14 protein-coding genes and 1 riboswitch are annotated in these 17650 nt (G+C 67.8%); of the genes, 6 read left to right on the forward strand and 8 right to left on the reverse strand.

The features are described 5' to 3' along the window. Positions 1–92: 92 nt before the first annotated feature. Positions 93–896 (reverse strand): SDR family oxidoreductase, encoded by an 804-nt coding sequence (locus tag ILP86_RS12565; RefSeq protein WP_113680422.1) that lies wholly within the window; start codon positions 894–896, stop codon positions 93–95. Then, complete coding sequence (locus tag ILP86_RS12570; protein ID WP_058630918.1) at positions 893–1390, reverse strand: MarR family winged helix-turn-helix transcriptional regulator; 498 nt, start codon at positions 1388–1390, stop codon at positions 893–895. Before ILP86_RS12570 ends, ILP86_RS12565 begins: the two co-directional genes overlap by 4 nt. Positions 1391–1626: 236 nt before the next feature. Between ILP86_RS12570 and ILP86_RS12575 the strand changes: the two genes are divergently transcribed. Next, positions 1627–7602, forward strand: a complete 5976-nt coding sequence (locus ILP86_RS12575) for an LPXTG cell wall anchor domain-containing protein (RefSeq protein ID WP_193762241.1) — start codon at positions 1627–1629, stop codon at positions 7600–7602. 9 nt (positions 7603–7611) lie between these two features. On the opposite strand, the gene ILP86_RS12580 is transcribed toward ILP86_RS12575, so the two are convergent. Together ILP86_RS12580 and gap are read right to left on the reverse strand one after the other, a co-directional pair. Next, positions 7612–8166, reverse strand: coding sequence for a peroxiredoxin (locus ILP86_RS12580; RefSeq protein ID WP_193762116.1), 555 nt, complete (start codon positions 8164–8166; stop codon positions 7612–7614). Beyond that, positions 8159–9190: a type I glyceraldehyde-3-phosphate dehydrogenase gene (gene gap / locus ILP86_RS12585; RefSeq protein WP_061016303.1), complete on the reverse strand. Its 1032-nt coding sequence runs from the start codon at positions 9188–9190 to the stop codon at positions 8159–8161. The genes ILP86_RS12580 and gap overlap by 8 nt, the downstream gene beginning before the upstream one ends. A 201-nt stretch (positions 9191–9391) precedes the next feature. Here gap and ILP86_RS12590 point away from each other — a divergent pair, with 201 nt between their 5' ends. After that, complete coding sequence (locus tag ILP86_RS12590; RefSeq protein ID WP_193762117.1) at positions 9392–11236, forward strand: MOSC domain-containing protein; 1845 nt, start codon at positions 9392–9394, stop codon at positions 11234–11236. A 24-nt stretch (positions 11237–11260) separates the two neighbouring features. Here the strand turns inward: ILP86_RS12590 and ILP86_RS12595 are convergent, their stop codons facing one another. Then, positions 11261–12412 (reverse strand): calcium:proton antiporter, encoded by a 1152-nt coding sequence (locus ILP86_RS12595; RefSeq protein WP_193762118.1) that lies wholly within the window; start codon positions 12410–12412, stop codon positions 11261–11263. A gap of 138 nt (positions 12413–12550) precedes the next feature. Continuing rightward, positions 12551–12835, reverse strand: coding sequence for a hypothetical protein (locus ILP86_RS12600; RefSeq protein ID WP_046748021.1), 285 nt, complete (start codon positions 12833–12835; stop codon positions 12551–12553). 138 nt (positions 12836–12973) lie between these two features. Further along, a riboswitch (guanidine-III (ykkC-III) riboswitch) is annotated at positions 12974–13038 on the forward strand. Between the two features lie 179 nt (positions 13039–13217). On the opposite strand from ILP86_RS12600, the gene ILP86_RS12605 reads away from it, so the two are divergent. Both ILP86_RS12605 and ILP86_RS12610 read left to right on the forward strand, forming a co-directional pair. Continuing rightward, complete coding sequence (locus ILP86_RS12605; RefSeq protein ID WP_193762119.1) at positions 13218–14933, forward strand: cytochrome bc complex cytochrome b subunit; 1716 nt, start codon at positions 13218–13220, stop codon at positions 14931–14933. Beyond that, on the forward strand, positions 14911–15492 hold the full coding sequence (locus ILP86_RS12610; protein ID WP_193762120.1) for a hypothetical protein: 582 nt from the start codon (positions 14911–14913) through the stop codon (positions 15490–15492). The genes ILP86_RS12605 and ILP86_RS12610 overlap by 23 nt, the downstream gene beginning before the upstream one ends. A 268-nt stretch (positions 15493–15760) precedes the next feature. On the opposite strand, the gene ILP86_RS12615 is transcribed toward ILP86_RS12610, so the two are convergent. Further along, entirely contained in the window at positions 15761–16756 is a 996-nt protein-coding gene (locus ILP86_RS12615; protein ID WP_193762121.1) for a Clp protease N-terminal domain-containing protein, read from the reverse strand. Further along, a complete protein-coding gene (locus ILP86_RS12620) occupies positions 16756–16998 on the reverse strand; it encodes a hypothetical protein (RefSeq protein WP_046748024.1) in 243 nt (80 codons plus the stop codon). The genes ILP86_RS12615 and ILP86_RS12620 overlap by 1 nt, the downstream gene beginning before the upstream one ends. Before the next feature lie 153 nt (positions 16999–17151). On the opposite strand from ILP86_RS12620, the gene ILP86_RS12625 reads away from it, so the two are divergent. Together ILP86_RS12625 and ILP86_RS12630 are read left to right on the forward strand one after the other, a co-directional pair. Further along, entirely contained in the window at positions 17152–17322 is a 171-nt protein-coding gene (locus tag ILP86_RS12625; RefSeq protein WP_156172634.1) for a hypothetical protein, read from the forward strand. Beyond that, entirely contained in the window at positions 17319–17621 is a 303-nt protein-coding gene (locus ILP86_RS12630) for a hypothetical protein (RefSeq protein WP_193762122.1), read from the forward strand. Before ILP86_RS12625 ends, ILP86_RS12630 begins: the two co-directional genes overlap by 4 nt. Positions 17622–17650: the final 29 nt, after the last annotated feature.

Here is a 17650-nt window from a genome sequence, read left to right on the forward strand (position 1 = left end):
TCATTCAAAATAACCGCGGGGGACGCCGCGTGATGGATACGACGAGAAGGCCCGATCCGTGAACCGGATCGGGCCTTCTCGTCTGGCAGGGATCAGTCGCGCGGTGCGTCGTTCCAGGACCAGATGTCGTCGCCGCGCAGCACGGCATCGGCGCCGCCGTCGCAGTAGATGGTCTGGCCCGCCATGTGGGTGTTGGCCGGGCTCGTCAGCCACACGAGCAGCTCGGCGATCGAGGATGCGGGCTGGTGGTAGTTCAGCGGCATCGGCACGGCGGCGTCGACCTGCGCCAGTCCCTCAGGGCTCGCGAGCAATCCGGCGGTCATCGCCGTGATGACGGTTCCCGGTGCGACGGCGTTCAGGGGGATGCCGGCGCCCGCCCATTCCTCCGAGACGGACGCGCGGCGGACCCACCGCGACAGTGCGCGCTTGCTCGAGGAGTAGTTCAGGAACCCGCCCTCCGCCGTGGCGGCGAGCTGGTCCCCGATCTCGAGCGCGCGGTTCTCGTCGCCGCTCAGTGCTGCATCGACGAGATCAGCCGAGACGGGCTGCAACGAGGCCATCGAGGAGACCACCGCGGCACGAGGCTGGTCCGCCAGGCTCAGGCTCGGCAGCAGGGCAGTCAGGAACTCGGTCACGCCGAAGTAGTTGATGGCCATGGTCTTGGCGATGGGCGCCGAAATCCCGGCGCATGCGATGACCGCGTCGATGCCTCCGTCGGCAGCCGCGATCACCGCGTCCGCGGCGGCGAGGCGGCCTGCGGGCGTCGACAGGTCGCCCGTGACCTCCACTCCGGCCAGATCGACGCCGATGACGGAGTGTCCCTGCGTGCGCAGCAACTCGGCGGTGGCGGCGCCGATACCGGATGCGGCGCCGGTGATGACATACGTGCGGGTCATTTTTCCTCCAGGGGTGATGGGACGAGATCGGACGACCGGGATGTGGTCGCGAGCGTCGCCCCGGGGAGGGCGGCGACGAATCGGCTGAGGTGAGCCTGGAACTGGGTGATCTCCTGCACGGACCACCCAGCGAGAGCTCCGCCGACCATCTGCTGCCCGGCGTCGACGAGGCGCGCATACGCCACCTGGCCAGCATCCGTCAGCCGTACATCGACCGTGCGTCCTGATCGGATCCGGTCGAAGAATCCTCGAGCCGACATGCGCGAGACCAGCTTCGAGGTGGTGGGACGTGACAGTGCCGCCCGATCGGCCAGGCGGCCGAATCCGAGGGAGCCTCCGCTCATGCCGACCAGATACAGGGCCCGCACCTCGAGAGCGTCGAGGGAGTCGTCGACGCTCTCGGCGATCCGCACCTGCAGTTCGCTCTGCGTCCACTCCGCGACCACTCGGACCAGCGCGTCACGGATGTCATCGAGCTCGTCGTGGACAGCCATGAGTCCATGGTAACAGCTCAGTTGCGTGCGGCAACTATTGGCTTCCGTGGCCTCTCGTCCTCACCCCGGCAGGGTGAGGACCTGAAGAATCCCCCTAGAACGACGCGGACTCGCGCTCCTATACTCGCCAGAACATGAACACGTGGTCTCCGACCCGGCCTCATCACTGATCCATCGACCTGTCGGCGGCCTGCACTCCTTCGTTGCCCTTGTGGCTTCCCCACGAAACGAGCACCATGTCGACGACGTCACAGCCCATTGAGGGTCGACTGCGGAAATTCCTCCTCTCCCTCGTCGCGGTCTTCGCCCTGGTCGGCGCGGGCCTCGTCGTTCCCCTCGCAGCCCAGGCGGCCGAGTCCTCGCTCCGCATCGACAAGCGCGTCGACGGGCTGGATACGCAGGACACCCTCGGCCCTGGAGATGAGTTCACCTACACGGTCGACCTGGTCTGCGACGACGTCGACTGTCTCAACGTCGTGCTCACCGACACGCTCCCGGAGGAGTTCGCGGGGTTCCAGTTCGTCGGATCCTCCTATACGCCGTCTGACCTGCCGCTCACCGCGACCACCACGGGGTGCGTCGAGGAGAACGGCGTCCCCGTCGAGGTCAGCGACGACTGCACCGTCCGCGTGGTCTTCCAGCAGCCGGTCGATGGCGGCATCGGGCTGGAAGCGGGCGGAACCCTCAAACTCAGCGTGGTGCTCCGGGCACCCCTCGATCTGCCCGCGGACTGGCAGCACAACGGCGACACCGTCACGAACACGGCATCGGCCGACTGGGACAACGGTCCAGGCGACCTGCCGGCGACGATCACGGACTCCGCGGATGCGGTCGTCACGGTCGACACCGTCAGCGGGGTCGAGGCGAGCAAGAGCTGGACGCCCGCGTCCCAGCAATTCGATCCGGGCGAGACGTCGGAGATCACGCTCGGCGCGCAGAACCAGTCGAACATCGGTGCGGAGACGCTCGTCATCCAGGAGCCGACGACGGCAGCCGACGGCGCGACGACGCTGGCGTCCGACAACCCGTTCCGCGTCGTCGACTTCCAGGGATTCGGGGCGACGACCCTGCCTCCGGCAGCGACAGCCGTGCAGGTCGACGCCTATGTCTACGACGAGGGATCCGGCACATGGAGCTGGCAGGCGGGCACGCCAGGGGCCACCCCGGCTCTTCCCACCGGTGTCGCCCCGGCAGACGTCGGGGGCATCCGGCTGACGTACTCGGGCGGCACGATCGGCTCCGATGCGACCGCGTCCACAGCGTTCTCCGTCGGTCAACGCGCCACGGATCGCAACGACGGCAGCACGCTCGCGACCGGCGACTCCGTCACCAACAGCATCACCTCGACCGTCAACGCCCCGGGCGGAGCGACGGCGAGCGACGACGCCACCGCGCCCTACGAGATCGGACCGCTGACGATCGGGGTGCTCGCGGGCAAGACGATCACCCCCGCCGAGCTCGCGGCAGGGGGCGAGGCGACCGCCGAGCTCACGGCGACCAACACCTCGAACGGTCCCGTGGACAGCCTCACCATCTCGGATCTGGGCTTCTTCGACGCGGACATGGTGTTCGGCGGATTCCCGTCCGGCGTCGACTATCCCGCGGGAGCGACAGCGGGAACCATCACCTGGTACATCGACGGAGTCGCCCAGGCGCCTGTGCCGTTCGCCGACTCCGCGTCTCCGGCTCCGCCGTCGGGGACCGTCACCGGGTTCGTCATCGAGTTCACGGGGGAGATCCCCGCGAACGCGGCCGCCACGATCGACGTCGCGATCGACCCTTCCCTCTCGTTGGTGAGTACCGAGGCGCCGACCCATCAGCGCACGAACACGATCGACGTCACGGCTACGAACGACGTGGGAACGGCAGATGACTCCGCCTCCGCCGACATCGCGGTCTACTTCCCGCAGATCGATGTCGCGCTCGACAAGCGGATCAGCCCGAGGGGTGCGGTCGAGCCGGGGACTAGCGTCGTCGCAAGTCTGACCGCCACGACGGCGACAGGTGTGGCGCAGGTCGATCCGACGCAGATCGTCGTCGAAGACACCTGGCGTGAAGACCAGGTCGACGACTTCTGGAACGCGTTCGACCTCGTGGGCATCGCCCCGACACAGGTGCCGCCGAACACCACGGCGACCGCCGAGTACCAGCGCCCGGACGGCACTTGGGTCACGCTCGCCACGGTGAGCACCGGAGCGACGGCGCAGACGTTCCAGATGAGCCGCGCGGAGTTCGCAGCCGCCCTCACACCTCCGGACACGCCCGCAGACGTCACCGGCGTCCGCTTCACGTTCGACAATCCGGACGGCTTCGCCCAGGGCTTCAGCGTCGAGCCGAACCTCGTCTTCGAGGCGCGGACGGACCTGCGCGACGGATCGGGCCCCACCGACCCGCGTGACGATCCCGAAGACGAGCAGTCGGCGCAGCGACCCACCGTGTACGAGAACGAGGCCACGGCGCAGAGCCACGGCGATGTCGACGGCCTCCCCGACGGCATCGACAGCGCCGTGGTCACCGATCAGGACACGATCGGCGTTCAGACGCCGGCGACCGGCGAGGGCGCGGGAGTCGACGCCGAGAAGCGCTGGGTCGAGACCGGAGACAAGACCACCGACGTCGACTTCGTCGATGCGCAGTCCGGCGCCATCGTGTCCACCCGCAACGAGTGGCGGACGGGGACCCCGGGGATCGACGTCCTCAACCTGACGGATCCCGCGACCGCCCCGGACACCGATCCCGCCGGCGCGGCGACGACTGTCTTCCAGGCGTTCGATCTGCTGAGCATCGACCCCGTCACCCTCGCCGACGATCCGCTGCTGGCCTGGGACGACATCACCGAGGTCTGGCTGTTCGTCGACGGCGCGTGGACACCCATCTCTGCGCCCGGCGGTTCGTGGATGGGAGCGGACGGGTTCATCGGCTACACCCTCACCCCGGAGCAGACCGCCGGAACCACCGGTGTGCGGCTCGTCTACCGTCCGGATGACGCCGCCCGCACCGCCAGCTCCGACCCGACCAGGCCGGAACCCGGCTCCGGGCTCGCCACCTCCGCCGTCGGACAGTACCGACCGACATTCCTCACGTGGGAGCTGCGCAACGTCGTTCGTGACGACAGTGCCACCGCCGACCGCTGGGTGAGCGCCGACCAGACCTTCAACGACGCCGACCCCGGAGTCGTGTGGAACACGCTGCGCGGGGATTGGACCTCGGCGGCAGGGAACGGCAGCGACACGGAGCGCGACAACATCACGCTGATCGATCAGCCGCCGCTCGTGTCCGTCGACAAGACCGTCACGCCGGCGACCGTGACGATCCCGGAGTCGGCTGATGTGGACCCCGCGAACTATCCGACCGTGATGTTCGACATCGCCGCCAGGAACGACAGCACAGCCCGCGCATCGTACGTGCGCGTGACCGATCCGATCCCGTGCACGCCCGGAGCGGCGGACCAGTGTGTGAGCGCAGCCGATGCCTGGGCGGATGACCCCTTCGACGGAGCCGACTACGACGCGGGGACAAACCCCTACGAACGGCTCGACGTGCTGTCGCTCGCGTTCAGCTACCCTGCCGATCAGGTCGACCCGGCGACCTCCACCGTCACGCTGTGGGATCGCGCCGACGGCACCCTGAGCACGCGCACGATGTCCGTCACGGCAGCGTCAGCGCTCGCCGAAGCCGACCTCGCGACCGTGGTCGGTGTCAGTGTCGTCTTCCACGGCATCGACCCCGAGACCGACGGTGGAAGCATCCGTGCCGGAGAGGCTCTCGAGGTGCAGATCGAGACGCGCGTGCGACAGTACGAGCGCTCGGATGCCGGCCAGCTCGTGGAGCCGGGCGCTGTCGCCAATGACGTGATCGCCCAGTCCTATGATCCGGTGCTCACCCCCTCCGGCTCTGCGTCCAGGCCCAACGACACGGCCAGGGACACGGTCGAGTTGATCGGTGCGCTCCTCGATGTGACTCTCGCGAAGAGCATCACCCCGGACGCGATCCTCGAGACCGAGTTGGCGAACTCGGTCACCGTGACGCTCGATGCGACGGACGGCGTCTCGACGGCCGCCACGCAGCAGGTCACGATCACCGATGCGGACGCCGACTTCTGGAACACCGTGCGCCTCGCCCCCGATCCGGCACTGAGCGTGGTCCTCCCCGCCGGCGCCGATCAGGTGCGCATCGACGTCCTCGTCGGGACGACCTGGGCGGAGGGAGTCTTCGCTGCGACGGCCGCTTTCCCCGCCGGAATCGATCCGGCGACGGTGGTCGGGGTGAGGGCTGTGTTCCGCAACGCCGCGGGCGACGTGTTCTCCCGCAACGCGCCACCGGACGACTGGACTGCTCAGCTCTCCTTCGACGTCGTGGTGCTCACCACGCAGCGAGACGGTTCGCCCCTGGTGCTGCCCGCCACCGTCCCGAACGCGGCGACCGCGGAGAGCGCGAGACTCGACGGCCTCTACCCTGCGGCAGAAGACCAAGGCGACGCCGAGCTCGCCATCGACCCGGGGACCCACCAGCTCGACGTCGTGAAGTCGCAGCCGGGAACGAGTCATGTGGTGTCCATCGGCGCGAGCCTGCCCTGGACGCTGCAGTTCACCAACACGGGAACGGGCTTCGTCACGATCGACCAGCTCACCGATCAGCTGCCGGAGTACCTCGACTGGGACTTCTCACCGCCCACCTATCAGACCTCTGCGGGAGGAACGCTCTCCACCGACGTGTCGGCTCTGATCGACGACACGGGCAAGAACGTGACGTTCACCTGGCCCGAGGGCGGTGACCGCATGTCTCCCGGCGAGGTCTTCACGATCACGGTGAACCTGGTGCTGGCTCCGGGGCTCGCTCTCGATCAGTTCACGACCAACAGCTTCGTCGTCACCACCGCTGAGGACCTCGACTCCTGCACCAATGCCTCCGGCAACGGCGAGGGCACGGTTCCGGATCTCGCCGCCGACCAGTGCGGGACGACGAACTACGTGCAGCCATCGTCCGGTGGCGCGCTCGCCGCATACAAGTACGTCAAGGGTGAGATCGACGGCGATCTGGTCGATGGGCAGGTCAACCTGAACAATCCGGACGCTGCCTGCCCGCTCGACCCCGATGGGTACACGCGCACCCCCTGCGCCGCGTACACGGCCGTGGGTGCGACCGACGACTGGCGGCTGTCCGTCGTGAACGGGGGCACCGTCGGGTTCCCGACCGTGTCGATCGTGGATCCCCTGCCGAGGATCGGTGATCGTCTGCTCGCGACCGGCACGGCGCGCAACAGCACCTACGCGCCGGTGCTCCTGCCCGACTCGCTCACCGCGAACGTGCTGCCCAGCGGTGCGGTGTTCACTCTCGACGTCACCACCTCCGCTTCCCCGTGTGTGGGCACCGGACCCACCTCTGCGTGGTTCGACGACCTGCTCTGCGACACCACGGCAACCTGGACTCCGGCCGACTCCTACGGCGGAGCGTGGGAGGACGTCACCGGCATCCGCGTCATGATCGACTTCACGGGTACCGCCACCGGTTCGTTCGGCCCCGGCGACGTGCTGTCTTTGCACTACGAGACGCAGAACGTGCCCGAGTCCACCACCTACCCCGACCTCGCCCCGATCGCCGTCCCCGACGCGGGCGGCATCGCATGGAACCAGATGGGCGCCGTGGGGACCGACGCCGGGGGCCGGGAGTACTCGGTGGCCCCTGTGCAGGCCGGGGTCCTGCTGCAGGACGGCGATCTCGCGGTGCAGAAGGTCGTGGTCGGCGACACAGGGCGGGCGCCCACCACCTTCGACTTCCGACTCGAATGCTCGGTCGCGGGAGTTCCCTTGGCGCTCCCCGCCGGCGGGATCATCACCGTCTCGGAACAGAGCCAGCTGAAGGGGCGGCTCGACGCTCTGCCACTGGGCTCGACCTGTGTGGTCTCGGAGGTCGGAGACGTCGGAGCCCACGGCGAGCAGTCCCGACTCGGAGACGGTCAGACCGTGACGATCACGACACCCTCGGTGGCGGACGCAGAGCCGCCGACGACCCAGACGGCGTCCATCACCAATGTGTACCCGATCCTGCCCCCCGACCCGGTCGTGCCCCCCGGCCCGCTACCGGACGGTGGCGGCGGGCTCCCGACGACAGGGGTGGACGGAGCCTCCGCGTCGCTGCTGGCCGGTATCGGGGTGCTGCTGCTCCTCGCGGGAGCGGTCCTGATCCGTCGTCGGCGAGGTGCCGTGAGCTAGCCCTGGGCGTCAGGTGCACGAACCGTCGACGTCGCAGGACTCCCCGGTCCGCTCCGCCCCGCCGGAGATCGACGGGGCGGAGTATGGAGTCTGCTCGGCGAGGAGTCGCCCCAGATACGTCCCGAGCGCCAGCTCGTCCACGGCGCCGAACGCGATCTGTCGCACGCGCCCCTCCCTGTCGACGATCATCATCGACGGCGTTCCTCTGAGGCCGTAGTGCTGCATGGTGGCGGGGATGGCCTGACCGTCGATCGGGCGGTCGATCGCCACGGGGAACTCGATACGGTACTCCGACAGGAACACCTCGAGCGCCTCCCTTCCCATGACCTCGTGATGCTCGAACACGGTGTGAAGCCCCAGGACCACGAGCTCGCTGCGGTCGAACATGCCGTGGAGGCGCTGAGCGAGGGGAAGTCCGTGGCTCACGCATCCGGGACACAGCATCTGGAAGGCCTCGACCACCACCACCCGTCCGTGGAACGATTCCGGGCTGACCGGAGCGCTGTTCACCCATTCCGACACGTCGAGGGTGAACGCCGCCGTGTCGATGGTCGACTCAGGCACGCGCGTCCTCCTCGCGTGCCGGCAGCCGCTCGGCGACATACTCGGTGAGGTCTGCCAGGCGGTTCGAGTACCCCCACTCGTTGTCGTACCAGGCCGAGACCTTCACCTGATCGCCGATGACCCGGATGAGTCCGGCGTCGAGGATCGACGAGTGCGGGTCGGCGACGATGTCGGCGGAGACGATCTCCTCCTCGGTGTAACGGAGGATCCCTTTGAGCGGGCCTTCGGCGGCGGCGCGGTACGCGGCCTTCACCTCATCCACAGTCACGGGCCGCGAGGCGGTGACCGTGAGGTCGGTGATGGATCCCGTGAGCACCGGCACCCGCAGCGCGAAGCCGTCGAGCTTGCCCTCCAACTCGGGGATGACACGGCCGATCGCCTTGGCTGCCCCGGTGCTGGTCGGCACGATGTTGACACCGGCTGCGCGCGCGCGCCGCAGGTCGGAGTGCGGGCCGTCCTGAAGGTTCTGGTCGGCGGTGTACGCGTGCACGGTCGTCATCAGTCCGGCCTCGATCCCGAACGCTTCGTGGAACACCTTGGCCACAGGGGCGAGGCAGTTCGTCGTGCAGGAGGCGTTCGAGATGATGTGGTGCCGTTCGGGATCGTAGGTGTGTTCGTTCACGCCCAGGACGAAGGTTCCGTCGTCACCGGTGGCCGGGGCCGAGATGATCACCTTCCGGGCTCCTGCCTCCACGTGCTTCGCGGCGAGTTCCGCCTTCGTGAAGAGCCCGGTGGACTCGATCACGATGTCGACACCGAGCTCGGCCCAGGGCAGGCGGAGCGGATCGCGCTCCGAGAACACGCGGATCGCCTGTCCGTTGACGAAGAGGTGCGCCTCATCATGCTGCACGGGTCCGGCCAGGGTGCCGTTCGCCGCGTCGTACTTGAGCAGGTGCGCGAGCGTGCGCGTGTCGGTGAGGTCGTTGACGGCGACCACCTCGAGATCCGATTGCTTCGCGAGCAGGGCTCGAAAGTAGTTCCGTCCGATGCGACCGAAGCCGTTGATGGCGATCTTCGTGGACATAGTGCTCCCTCCTGTGCCGATTCCGGCGTGATGCGATTTTTGGCCTATGCCAAAAATATCACGGCCGGAAGACGTCGGCACGGATCCGTGCACTCGCGAGCGGAGACGACCGCGAGATCCAATGCCGGAATACCGAGGGGTGGGGACGATCCGAGAGCCGATGATGATGATCGATCGTCAGAGCAGGGGAAAGGGACGTTCATGACCAGGAGCCGAGGTTCCATCGACAGCATCGTGCGCTATCCGGTGAAGGGACTCTCCGGCGTGCCGGCACGCGACCCCGTTCGTCTCGATCCCGGTCGTGGTCTGCGCGGGGACCGGGCATTCGCGATAGCCCGCCGCGACTCGACTCCGAGCTCCATGGGATGGCTCTCTCGCGAGCACTTCTTCCACCTCGCCCGCCACGAGCACCTCGCCCGCATCTCACTCGGCCTCGTCGAGGACGGCTCCGACTCCCCCGCCCTGGTCGTCGAGACAGCGGAGGGTATGGCGCGAGGAAAGCGAGGGTCGTCGCTCGCCGGCGAGGTCGGGGCGTTCGATTCGGCCGCCATCGACGACCTCCTGCGTCGAACCCTCGGAGCGGATCATGGCGAGCCCCGCCTGGTCGAGGCCGCCTCCGATGGACTCTGGGATTGGGAGGACGCGCATCTGTCGATCATCAACCTCGCGACCCTCGAGGAGCTGGAGAGGGAGACCGGTGTTCCCGTCGATCGTCGCCGCTTCCGGGCCAACCTCTACCTCACCGGGCTGGCCCCGTTCGAGGAGTTCGAGCTCGTGGGAGCGCGCATCCGCGTCGGGGAGGCCGAGCTCGAGGTGTTCCAGCCGACCGACCGCTGTCGCGCCACCACCATCCGCCCGGTCGAAGGGGTGTCCGACCTCAATGTGCCCGCGCTGCTGGCCAGCCGCTACGGCTACGCATTCTGCGGCGTCTACGCTCGGGTCATCGGCGGAGGCACCGTGCGTGTGGGTGACGCGGTCCGCGAGGAGCCCGGCGCCGTCGCACGTCTGGAGGGCAAGTCCGGGTGGCCGCGCGCTGCCCGGGTGCTGGCCAGAGAGCACGAGTCCGACGACGTCGTCAGCCTCTGGCTTTCGGACCCCCTCGACCTGCTCACGACCGCTCCTCCGGGAACCCACGTGCGGGTGCACCTTCCGGACGCTCCGACTCCCAACTGGCGGTCGTACACGATCTCCGGAACCGCACCGGGGCGGTTCCGCATCAGCGTGAAGCGGGACGGGCGCGTTTCGACGATGCTGCACGATGTCCGTGAGGTCGGCGAGACGATACTCGTCTCGGGGCCCCACGGCGTCGGGGGCGACGATGCATCGAGAGATCTCCTGCTGGTCAGCGGAGGAATCGGTATCACTCCCAGCGTGGCTCTGCTGCGCTCGCGCGTCGCGCGACGCGGAGCAGGACGCATACGAGTCGTGCACAGCGCGCGTAGTTCGACGTCCCTGCCGTTGTGGGCGGAGGCATGCAGGGCGGTCGCCGAGCTCACGGACGCTACGGCACAGCTCCATGTCACCGACACGCCGGCGCCGGAGAGCTGCGAGGGTTTCACGGCCATCGAGGGGCTGATCGATGCCACGGCCCTGGCGTCCATCGTGGCCGACCTGGATCTCGAGCAAGCGGATGCCTCGGTATGCGGTCCGCCGACTTTCGCTGCCGCCATGCGCGCCCTGCTCGTGCAGTCGGGGTTCGCTCCTGAGCGCGTCCACGTCGACCTCTTCTCCTCTCCGGCGAGTTCGGAGTGGGGGCCGCCGCGCGTGCCTCGCGCCGACGTCCCGTTGCGCGTCGATTCGGCTGCGGGCTCCTTCGTGTGGGAGCCCGCGGCGGGAAGCCTGTTGAACGCCGCCGAGAGTGCGGGTCTCGACTGGCCGAGTGAATGCCGTGTCGGAGTGTGCGGTACTTGCGTGCGTACCGTCACACACGGTGAGTTCGAGTACCTCAACGAGCCGTTGTGCGAGCCGGGGCCAGGGCGCGTCGCCGTCTGCAGTGCCGCGCCGCTGACCCCTCTGCGCCTGGACGGCGCGGCTCCCGGAACGTGACTCCGGGGCACTCCGCTTCGGAGGTCAGCGGAAGAGGACCACGAGGTAGACCCCGAAGGTCACCAGGTGTGCGGCGCCGTGCATCGCCGTCACGCGCTTCGCGGCGAAGGTCGTCACCGACAGCAGCAGTGTGACGCCGAGCATCAAGAGGTTCGCCGGAGACTCCGCGAGCACGACCGTCTGGCCGGTGAACATGCCGATGATCAGCACGGCGGGGATCGTGAGTCCGACCGTCGAGACGAGCGCACCGTGGCAGAGGTTGGTGACGCGCTGAGCTTCTCCGCCCAGAGCGGCGCGGACCGCGGTGATCGACTCGGGAAGGAACACGATGCCCGCGATGAGCACGCCGGCGAGGGCGACCGGAGCGCCGAGGCGGCCCAGCCCGTCGTCGAGCAGTGCCGCCATGTCGTGGGACAGGAGCACGATCGGGATGACGGTGACCACCAGCAGGGCGAGCCGCACGAGGACCTCCGTGCGATGCTCGGCGAGAACCTCACGGATCCCGCTGTTCCCCTCCGTGTTCTCCTGGCGTTGCGGGTTCTGCAGCAGGCGCGGGTCGACTTCGGTGAAATCGCCCGCCTGCGCGCCCATCTGCCGATAGAGGAAGAACGCGTAGAGCGCGAGGGTGAGCACGATGATCGGGATCTCCTGCGCCACCGTGTAGGACCCGTCCGTGCCGATCAGAGCGGGGAGGCCGAAGGCGAGCGCGACGAGCACGACCAGCATGGACAGGTACGCGGAGGTGCCGGTGCGGTTGTGGGCCATGCCGCGGTGGCGGAGTCCGCCGACGAGGAGGGCGAGCCCGATCACGAGGTTGAGGATGATCATCGCGACGGCCATGACCGAGTCGCGGGCGATGGTCGCATGCTCGCCTGGTCCGAGCATGACGGCCGAGATCAGGATCACCTCGATCATGACGATCGAGAGCGTGAGGACCAGCGAGCCGTAGGGGTCTCCGAGGCGATGCGCGAGGGCTTCCGCCTGCTTCACGACGCCGAACGCGCAGACGAGGATCACCGCGATGATGACCGCGAGCGCGATGACGAGCACCGGGGTGGGCACGGGAGGCTCCAGTACCGGGTGGAGGAGAAGGAGGGCGGCGAAGGCTCCCCATCCCAGGACGACGCGGACGATATCCGTCGGGCCGATCAACGTCTTCAGTTCCGTGCGTGACATCGCCGGACTCCTTCGGGTGGGGCCGTCCCCGAATGATGAACACGACCGGGTCGTCCCGGCCGCGGCGCTGAGTCAGCGCACTGCATCTGATGGTACGCGGTCGGTCGCGGCGGTGGCCTCGCGAACGACGGCGATCTGTCACTCCGGAGCGGAGGACTCGGAGAGCATGCGGATGTATCGCTCCACGTCGCGGCGGAACGCCGATTCGCGACGTCGACGGTGCTCTACGCATACCCATTGCGCGGTCGCCCACGCGAGGAATCCCGTCGAGAGGAGTAGTTCGAGCCAGATCCCCTGCGGGCCGACGCTGAGGGCCGCAGCGCTGACCATCGCGAACGAAGCGCTGCACAGCACGAGTGTGGCGCGGGCGGTACGGGGTTCGCGGGATGCGATCCAGACCGGCCAGGCGGATGGGTGGTTCACGGGAGACTCCTGTCGGGGTCGTCCCCGGTCTGTCTCACCGTCGGAGGTCGTCCCCCGCCGTCGTGTCCTCTCCAGGGTAGCAAACACGGTCCGACGATGGCCGATCCCGTGGAGCCGTCCGTTGTCTGATAGCTTGGCGGCAGGTTCGTTCCTGAACCGGCGGACGAGGGCGCAGTACCCGCACAGCGACAAGACTGACCAGAAGGTCGTCCCGTGTTGCCAGGTGCGTGTGGAACCACCCTGAACCCCGCTCGCCGTCCCCCGTGGACGCCTCTTCGTCGCGCCCGTCGGCGGACGTCTCGCGCTAGCGATCGGTCGCGCGCGTTCCTGCATGCGCAGCCTCAGAGCTCCCTGGCCCGCCACCACCGAAGAGGACCGAATCATGTCACGTGAGTCTCCGACTCTGGATCAGACCGCGCAGAAGAAGGAGCCGCCTCTGGGCGGACGCTTCGTCGGTGCCGCGTCGAACTACCTCGACGAGCGCACCAGCGTCTCCGGACTCCTGAAGGAGCTGAGCCGAAAGGTCTTCCCCGACCACTGGTCGTTCATGCTCGGCGAGATCGCCCTGTGGGCGTTCGTCGTGGTGTTCATCTCCGGCACGTTCCTCACCTTCTTCTTCCAGGCGTCGATGGTCGAGACGCACTACACGGGCGCCTACGCCCCGATGCGCGGGTTGGAGATGACTGCCGCCTTCGACTCGGCCCTGCGCATCTCGTTCGACATCCGTGGCGGACTCCTGGTGCGTCAGATCCACCACTGGGCGGCACTGGTCTTCGTCGCCGGCATCGGACTCCACATGCTCCGGGTGTTCTTCACGGGTGCGTTCCGCAAGCCGCGTGAGCTGAGCTGGGTGATCGGGTTCGTGCTGTTCATCCTCGCGATGGCCGAGGGCTTCACCGGCTACTCGCTCCCTGACGACCTGCTCTCCGGCAACGGACTGCGCATCATCGACGGCATGATCAAGGGCCTCCCCCTGATCGGCACCTGGACCTCCTTCATGCTGTTCGGCGGCGAGTTCCCGGGGACCGACATCATCGGCCGTCTCTACACGCTGCACATCCTCATCCTTCCGATGCTGGTGATCGCGTTGATCGTGGTGCACCTGATGCTGATGATCATCAACAAGCACACGCAGTTCGCCGGCCCCGGCCGCACGAACGACAACGTCGTTGGTTACCCGATGATGCCGGTGTACGCGGCGAAGATGGGTGGCTTCTTCTTCATCGTGTTCGGGGTGATCGTGGTGCTCGGCACCTTCTTCCAGATCTTGCCGTTCTGGATCTACGGTCCCTACGACCCCTCGCCGATCTCGGCCGGCACGCAGCCGGACTGGTACATCGGGTTCGCCGACGGTGCGCTTCGGCTCGCACCCCCCAACTGGGATGTCGTGATGTTCGATCGCACCTGGTCGTTCGGCATCATCGTCCCGGTCGTCATCATGGGGTTGTTCATCGTCACGGTCGCGATCTACCCGTTCCTCGAGGCGTGGGTCACCGGCGACAAGCGCGAGCACCACATCGCACAGCGCCCCCGCAACGCGGCCACCCGCACCGCGATCGGCGTCGCAGGCGTCATCTTCTACGCCGTGCTGTGGGCTGCCGCATCCTCCGACCTCATCGCGACGCACTTCATGCTCACGATGGAAGGCGTCATCCACACCCTGCAGGCGCTGCTGTTCCTCGGACCTATCCTCGGCTACTTCATCACCAAGCGCATCTGCATCGCGCTGCAGAAGAAGGACCGCGAGATCGTGTTGCACGGCTTCGAGTCGGGCCGTATCGTCCGCCTCCCCGGCGGCGAGTTCGTCGAGGTGCACCAGCCCGTCGACGAGTACGACCGCTGGAAGCTCATCGACGTCGACATCTACGAGCCGCTCGTGGTGCGTCCGAACGCGAAGGGTCGCATCCCGTGGACCGAGAACGTGCGCTCGGCCGTATCCCGGTGGTTCTTCGAAGACCGTCTGGTGCCGCTCACGCAGGCAGATTTAGACGCGGTCGACGCGGGGCACGGGCACCACGGGGAGCCGGAGAAGACCGTTGATGAACGATCCGAGCACGAGGCCGTGGACAGCGGGAATGCCGACTCCCGAGAAGGCTGACCGCTGGCGTCCGAGCGCGGCGCACGCACTCGCCGCGGGCGGCGTCGCGCTCGGCTTCCTGTCGGGCGGTTTTCCGGGAGCGTTCGGGGCCTTTGTTGTCGTCGTCGGCATCGCCGCGGTGCGACGTGCACGGCGGCAGCATGCTTCCATTCCGAGATCGGAATGCACCTTCCTCGTTCTGGATGGAGTCGGGGTCGCGATCGCTGCGATGCGCTTCCGGATGGGCGACGGGGATCCGGAGCGTATGACGGAGCATCTGCGTGAGCGCGGATGGAGCCTCCTCGAGCCACCTCTCGATGGGCCGCTCGGGGCGTTCGATCGTGTCGGCGTCGCTTTCCAAGGCGACCGGAGTCTGATGGTGCGTGACCTTCACGGTTTCGGTGTTGGGCCGACCCTCCTCGCCGATCGCATCAGCGACCTGCCACGGGGATGGGGGCGGGCGGCGCAGGAGTCGGGCTACGTCCTCCTTCTCCTCGACGACGGCGCAGAGCCGGGTGCGGCGCCGGTGCTCGGAACCTATGCGGTTCTCGAAGGACTGGGCCGCACTGGCGGTCAGTGATGGAAATTTCCCGGTCAAAAGGAAATTTGACTTCCCCTGGATTCTCACTATGGTCGGAGGTTACGCCAGCCACTGAAGGGGAAGCGAGACACCATGTCCGGAAAGACCAAGAAGGCACCGCAGCTCACACTCAAGGAGAAGCGAGCCGCGAAGCGCGAGAAGAACGCGCCGGCCGAGTTCATCAAGCCCCGCAAGGGCGCGAAGGGCTGAGCGGACTCGACCCGGTGGGCGCATCGGCGAGTTCTGCGCGATGCGCCCACCCGGGGTTTCAGCGGAACACGCGCGTGATGCCGCTCTCGGTCTGGGTGAGCTGGAAGTAGGTGAGGACGTGCGCGATCGGCCGCCGGACGGGGCGGAGCACGCGACGCCGGATGCTGTGCAGAATTCCTCGTCGGGGTCCCCTGACCTCCCACGTGAGCGTCACCTGGATCTGTATTCCCCCAGCGGCATGTTCGATCGCGAATGCGAGCACCCGTGACGTGTCGACACTCGCGTCCGGATAGGTGAAGCGCCAGGTTACGAATGCGCGGTCCTCGAACCGGTCCAGGAAGATCCGCTGACGTACGTAGGTGTCTTTGACGGACACGTTCTTGCCGTTGCGGACGGTGATCGTCCGTGCCTCCCAAGGGCCGGTGGGTGCGATCGCTGAGCCCACCTCGCCCACCCCGTGATCCCACTCGGGAATGCGGGAGGCCGACGACAGCAACTCCCACACGTCCTCGATGGGGGCGGGGACGAAGATCGAACGCTTAGCGGAGAAGCTGTTCTCATCGATCCTGTCTGTTCGCGCGGGATCGACGACCCGCGTGTCGTCGAGGCGAGATCTCAGCGCGTCCGGGTCGACATCGAGTCGTCGCAGGATCTCTTCGACGAGACCGCTCGGCTCATCCACGAGCGCGCGCAGCACCGCTGCGGAGTCGCCGCGGCGGCCGCCACTCGACGCCGCGGTCCACACCGCGAGCGCCCGGTCCGTCCACTCGTACCCCGAGGTCTCGTGGAAGACGATGCGGCCTGGCTCGTCCACACCTGTGGCGACGCCCACGGATTCGAGCTGAGCGGCGTGCTGAGCCGCGACGGCCGCGCGGGCCGTGTCGAGCCCGGCACCCATGCCGCGCAGGATCTGACCACCCGTGTCGGGGTCGATTGTCAGAGCGAGCAGAAGATGATCGATGTCGGTATCACGCACCCCGAAGCGTGAGGCCTCTTCCATAGAGGCCAGCGACAAGGTGTGCATCGTGGCAGCCGCCTGCACCAATCGGCTCATCATCCCCTCCGCGGAATCTCGATGGACGGATCGATCCGCTTCGAGTGCTTCTTGTGCACGGCCTGGCGGGTCACTCCCAGGGCGTCGGCGATGGACTGCCAGCTCATGCCGGACCGCAGCGCGGCTTCGACTTGCCGCAGTTCGAGCGCATCCGCGAGTCGGCGCAGAGATGCGACCGCGCGCAGCCCTGCTCGGGGATCGGTGGTGTCTGCAGCGATCTGTGCGACCTCGAGGGATTCCATGCTGTCAACCTACGTTGCTCATCCCCGCGCTGTCAACCAAGGTTGCTCACGTTCTCCGTGTTCGGGATTAGTCGCCCGTCGTCCGGGTGTCAACGGTCCTGCGGACCCGCGGATTCCGTTCCACCCTGGTCCTCCCGACGAGAGGAGTGCAGGATGTCGAATCCCGACGTGTATCCCACCGAAGGCGAGCAGCCGGAGACGCAGGGCGAAGACCCGATCGAGGCGGAGCTGGGCGAAGAGGGCCAGGGTGACCTCACTCCGGAAGACGAGGGCGCGGGCCACAGCGGTGACGCTCCCACCGACCTCAGGGACGGCACCGAATGAGCGGGAGCGAGGGAACGCGTCCGGAGGCGGCGACCTCGCCGGTCGAGGGCGACGCCGAATCCCGGATCGCCCAGCACCTCGCCGAGCGCGGGGGCGACCGGCCAGCGGACCCGGGTGACGTACCGGCCGGAGGAGCGGGTGCCGACTCCGGTGCCGCGTCGGCGGTCGGGGTCGAACCCGGATCCCGCTCGACGGTGCCTGACGAGTCGACACACAACGACGACCCGGGTATCGGCACCCGTCGACCCGATGTCGACGAGGGGAATCGCGAAGACGGAGACCACGGCCGCCGGGCCTGAGGTCTCCGTCCCACGATTGACAGCCGCGT

Origin of the sequence: Microbacterium sp. R1, from assembly GCF_015159725.1 — a bacterium.
GTDB classification, from domain to species: Bacteria; Actinomycetota; Actinomycetes; order Actinomycetales; family Microbacteriaceae; genus Microbacterium; species Microbacterium oxydans.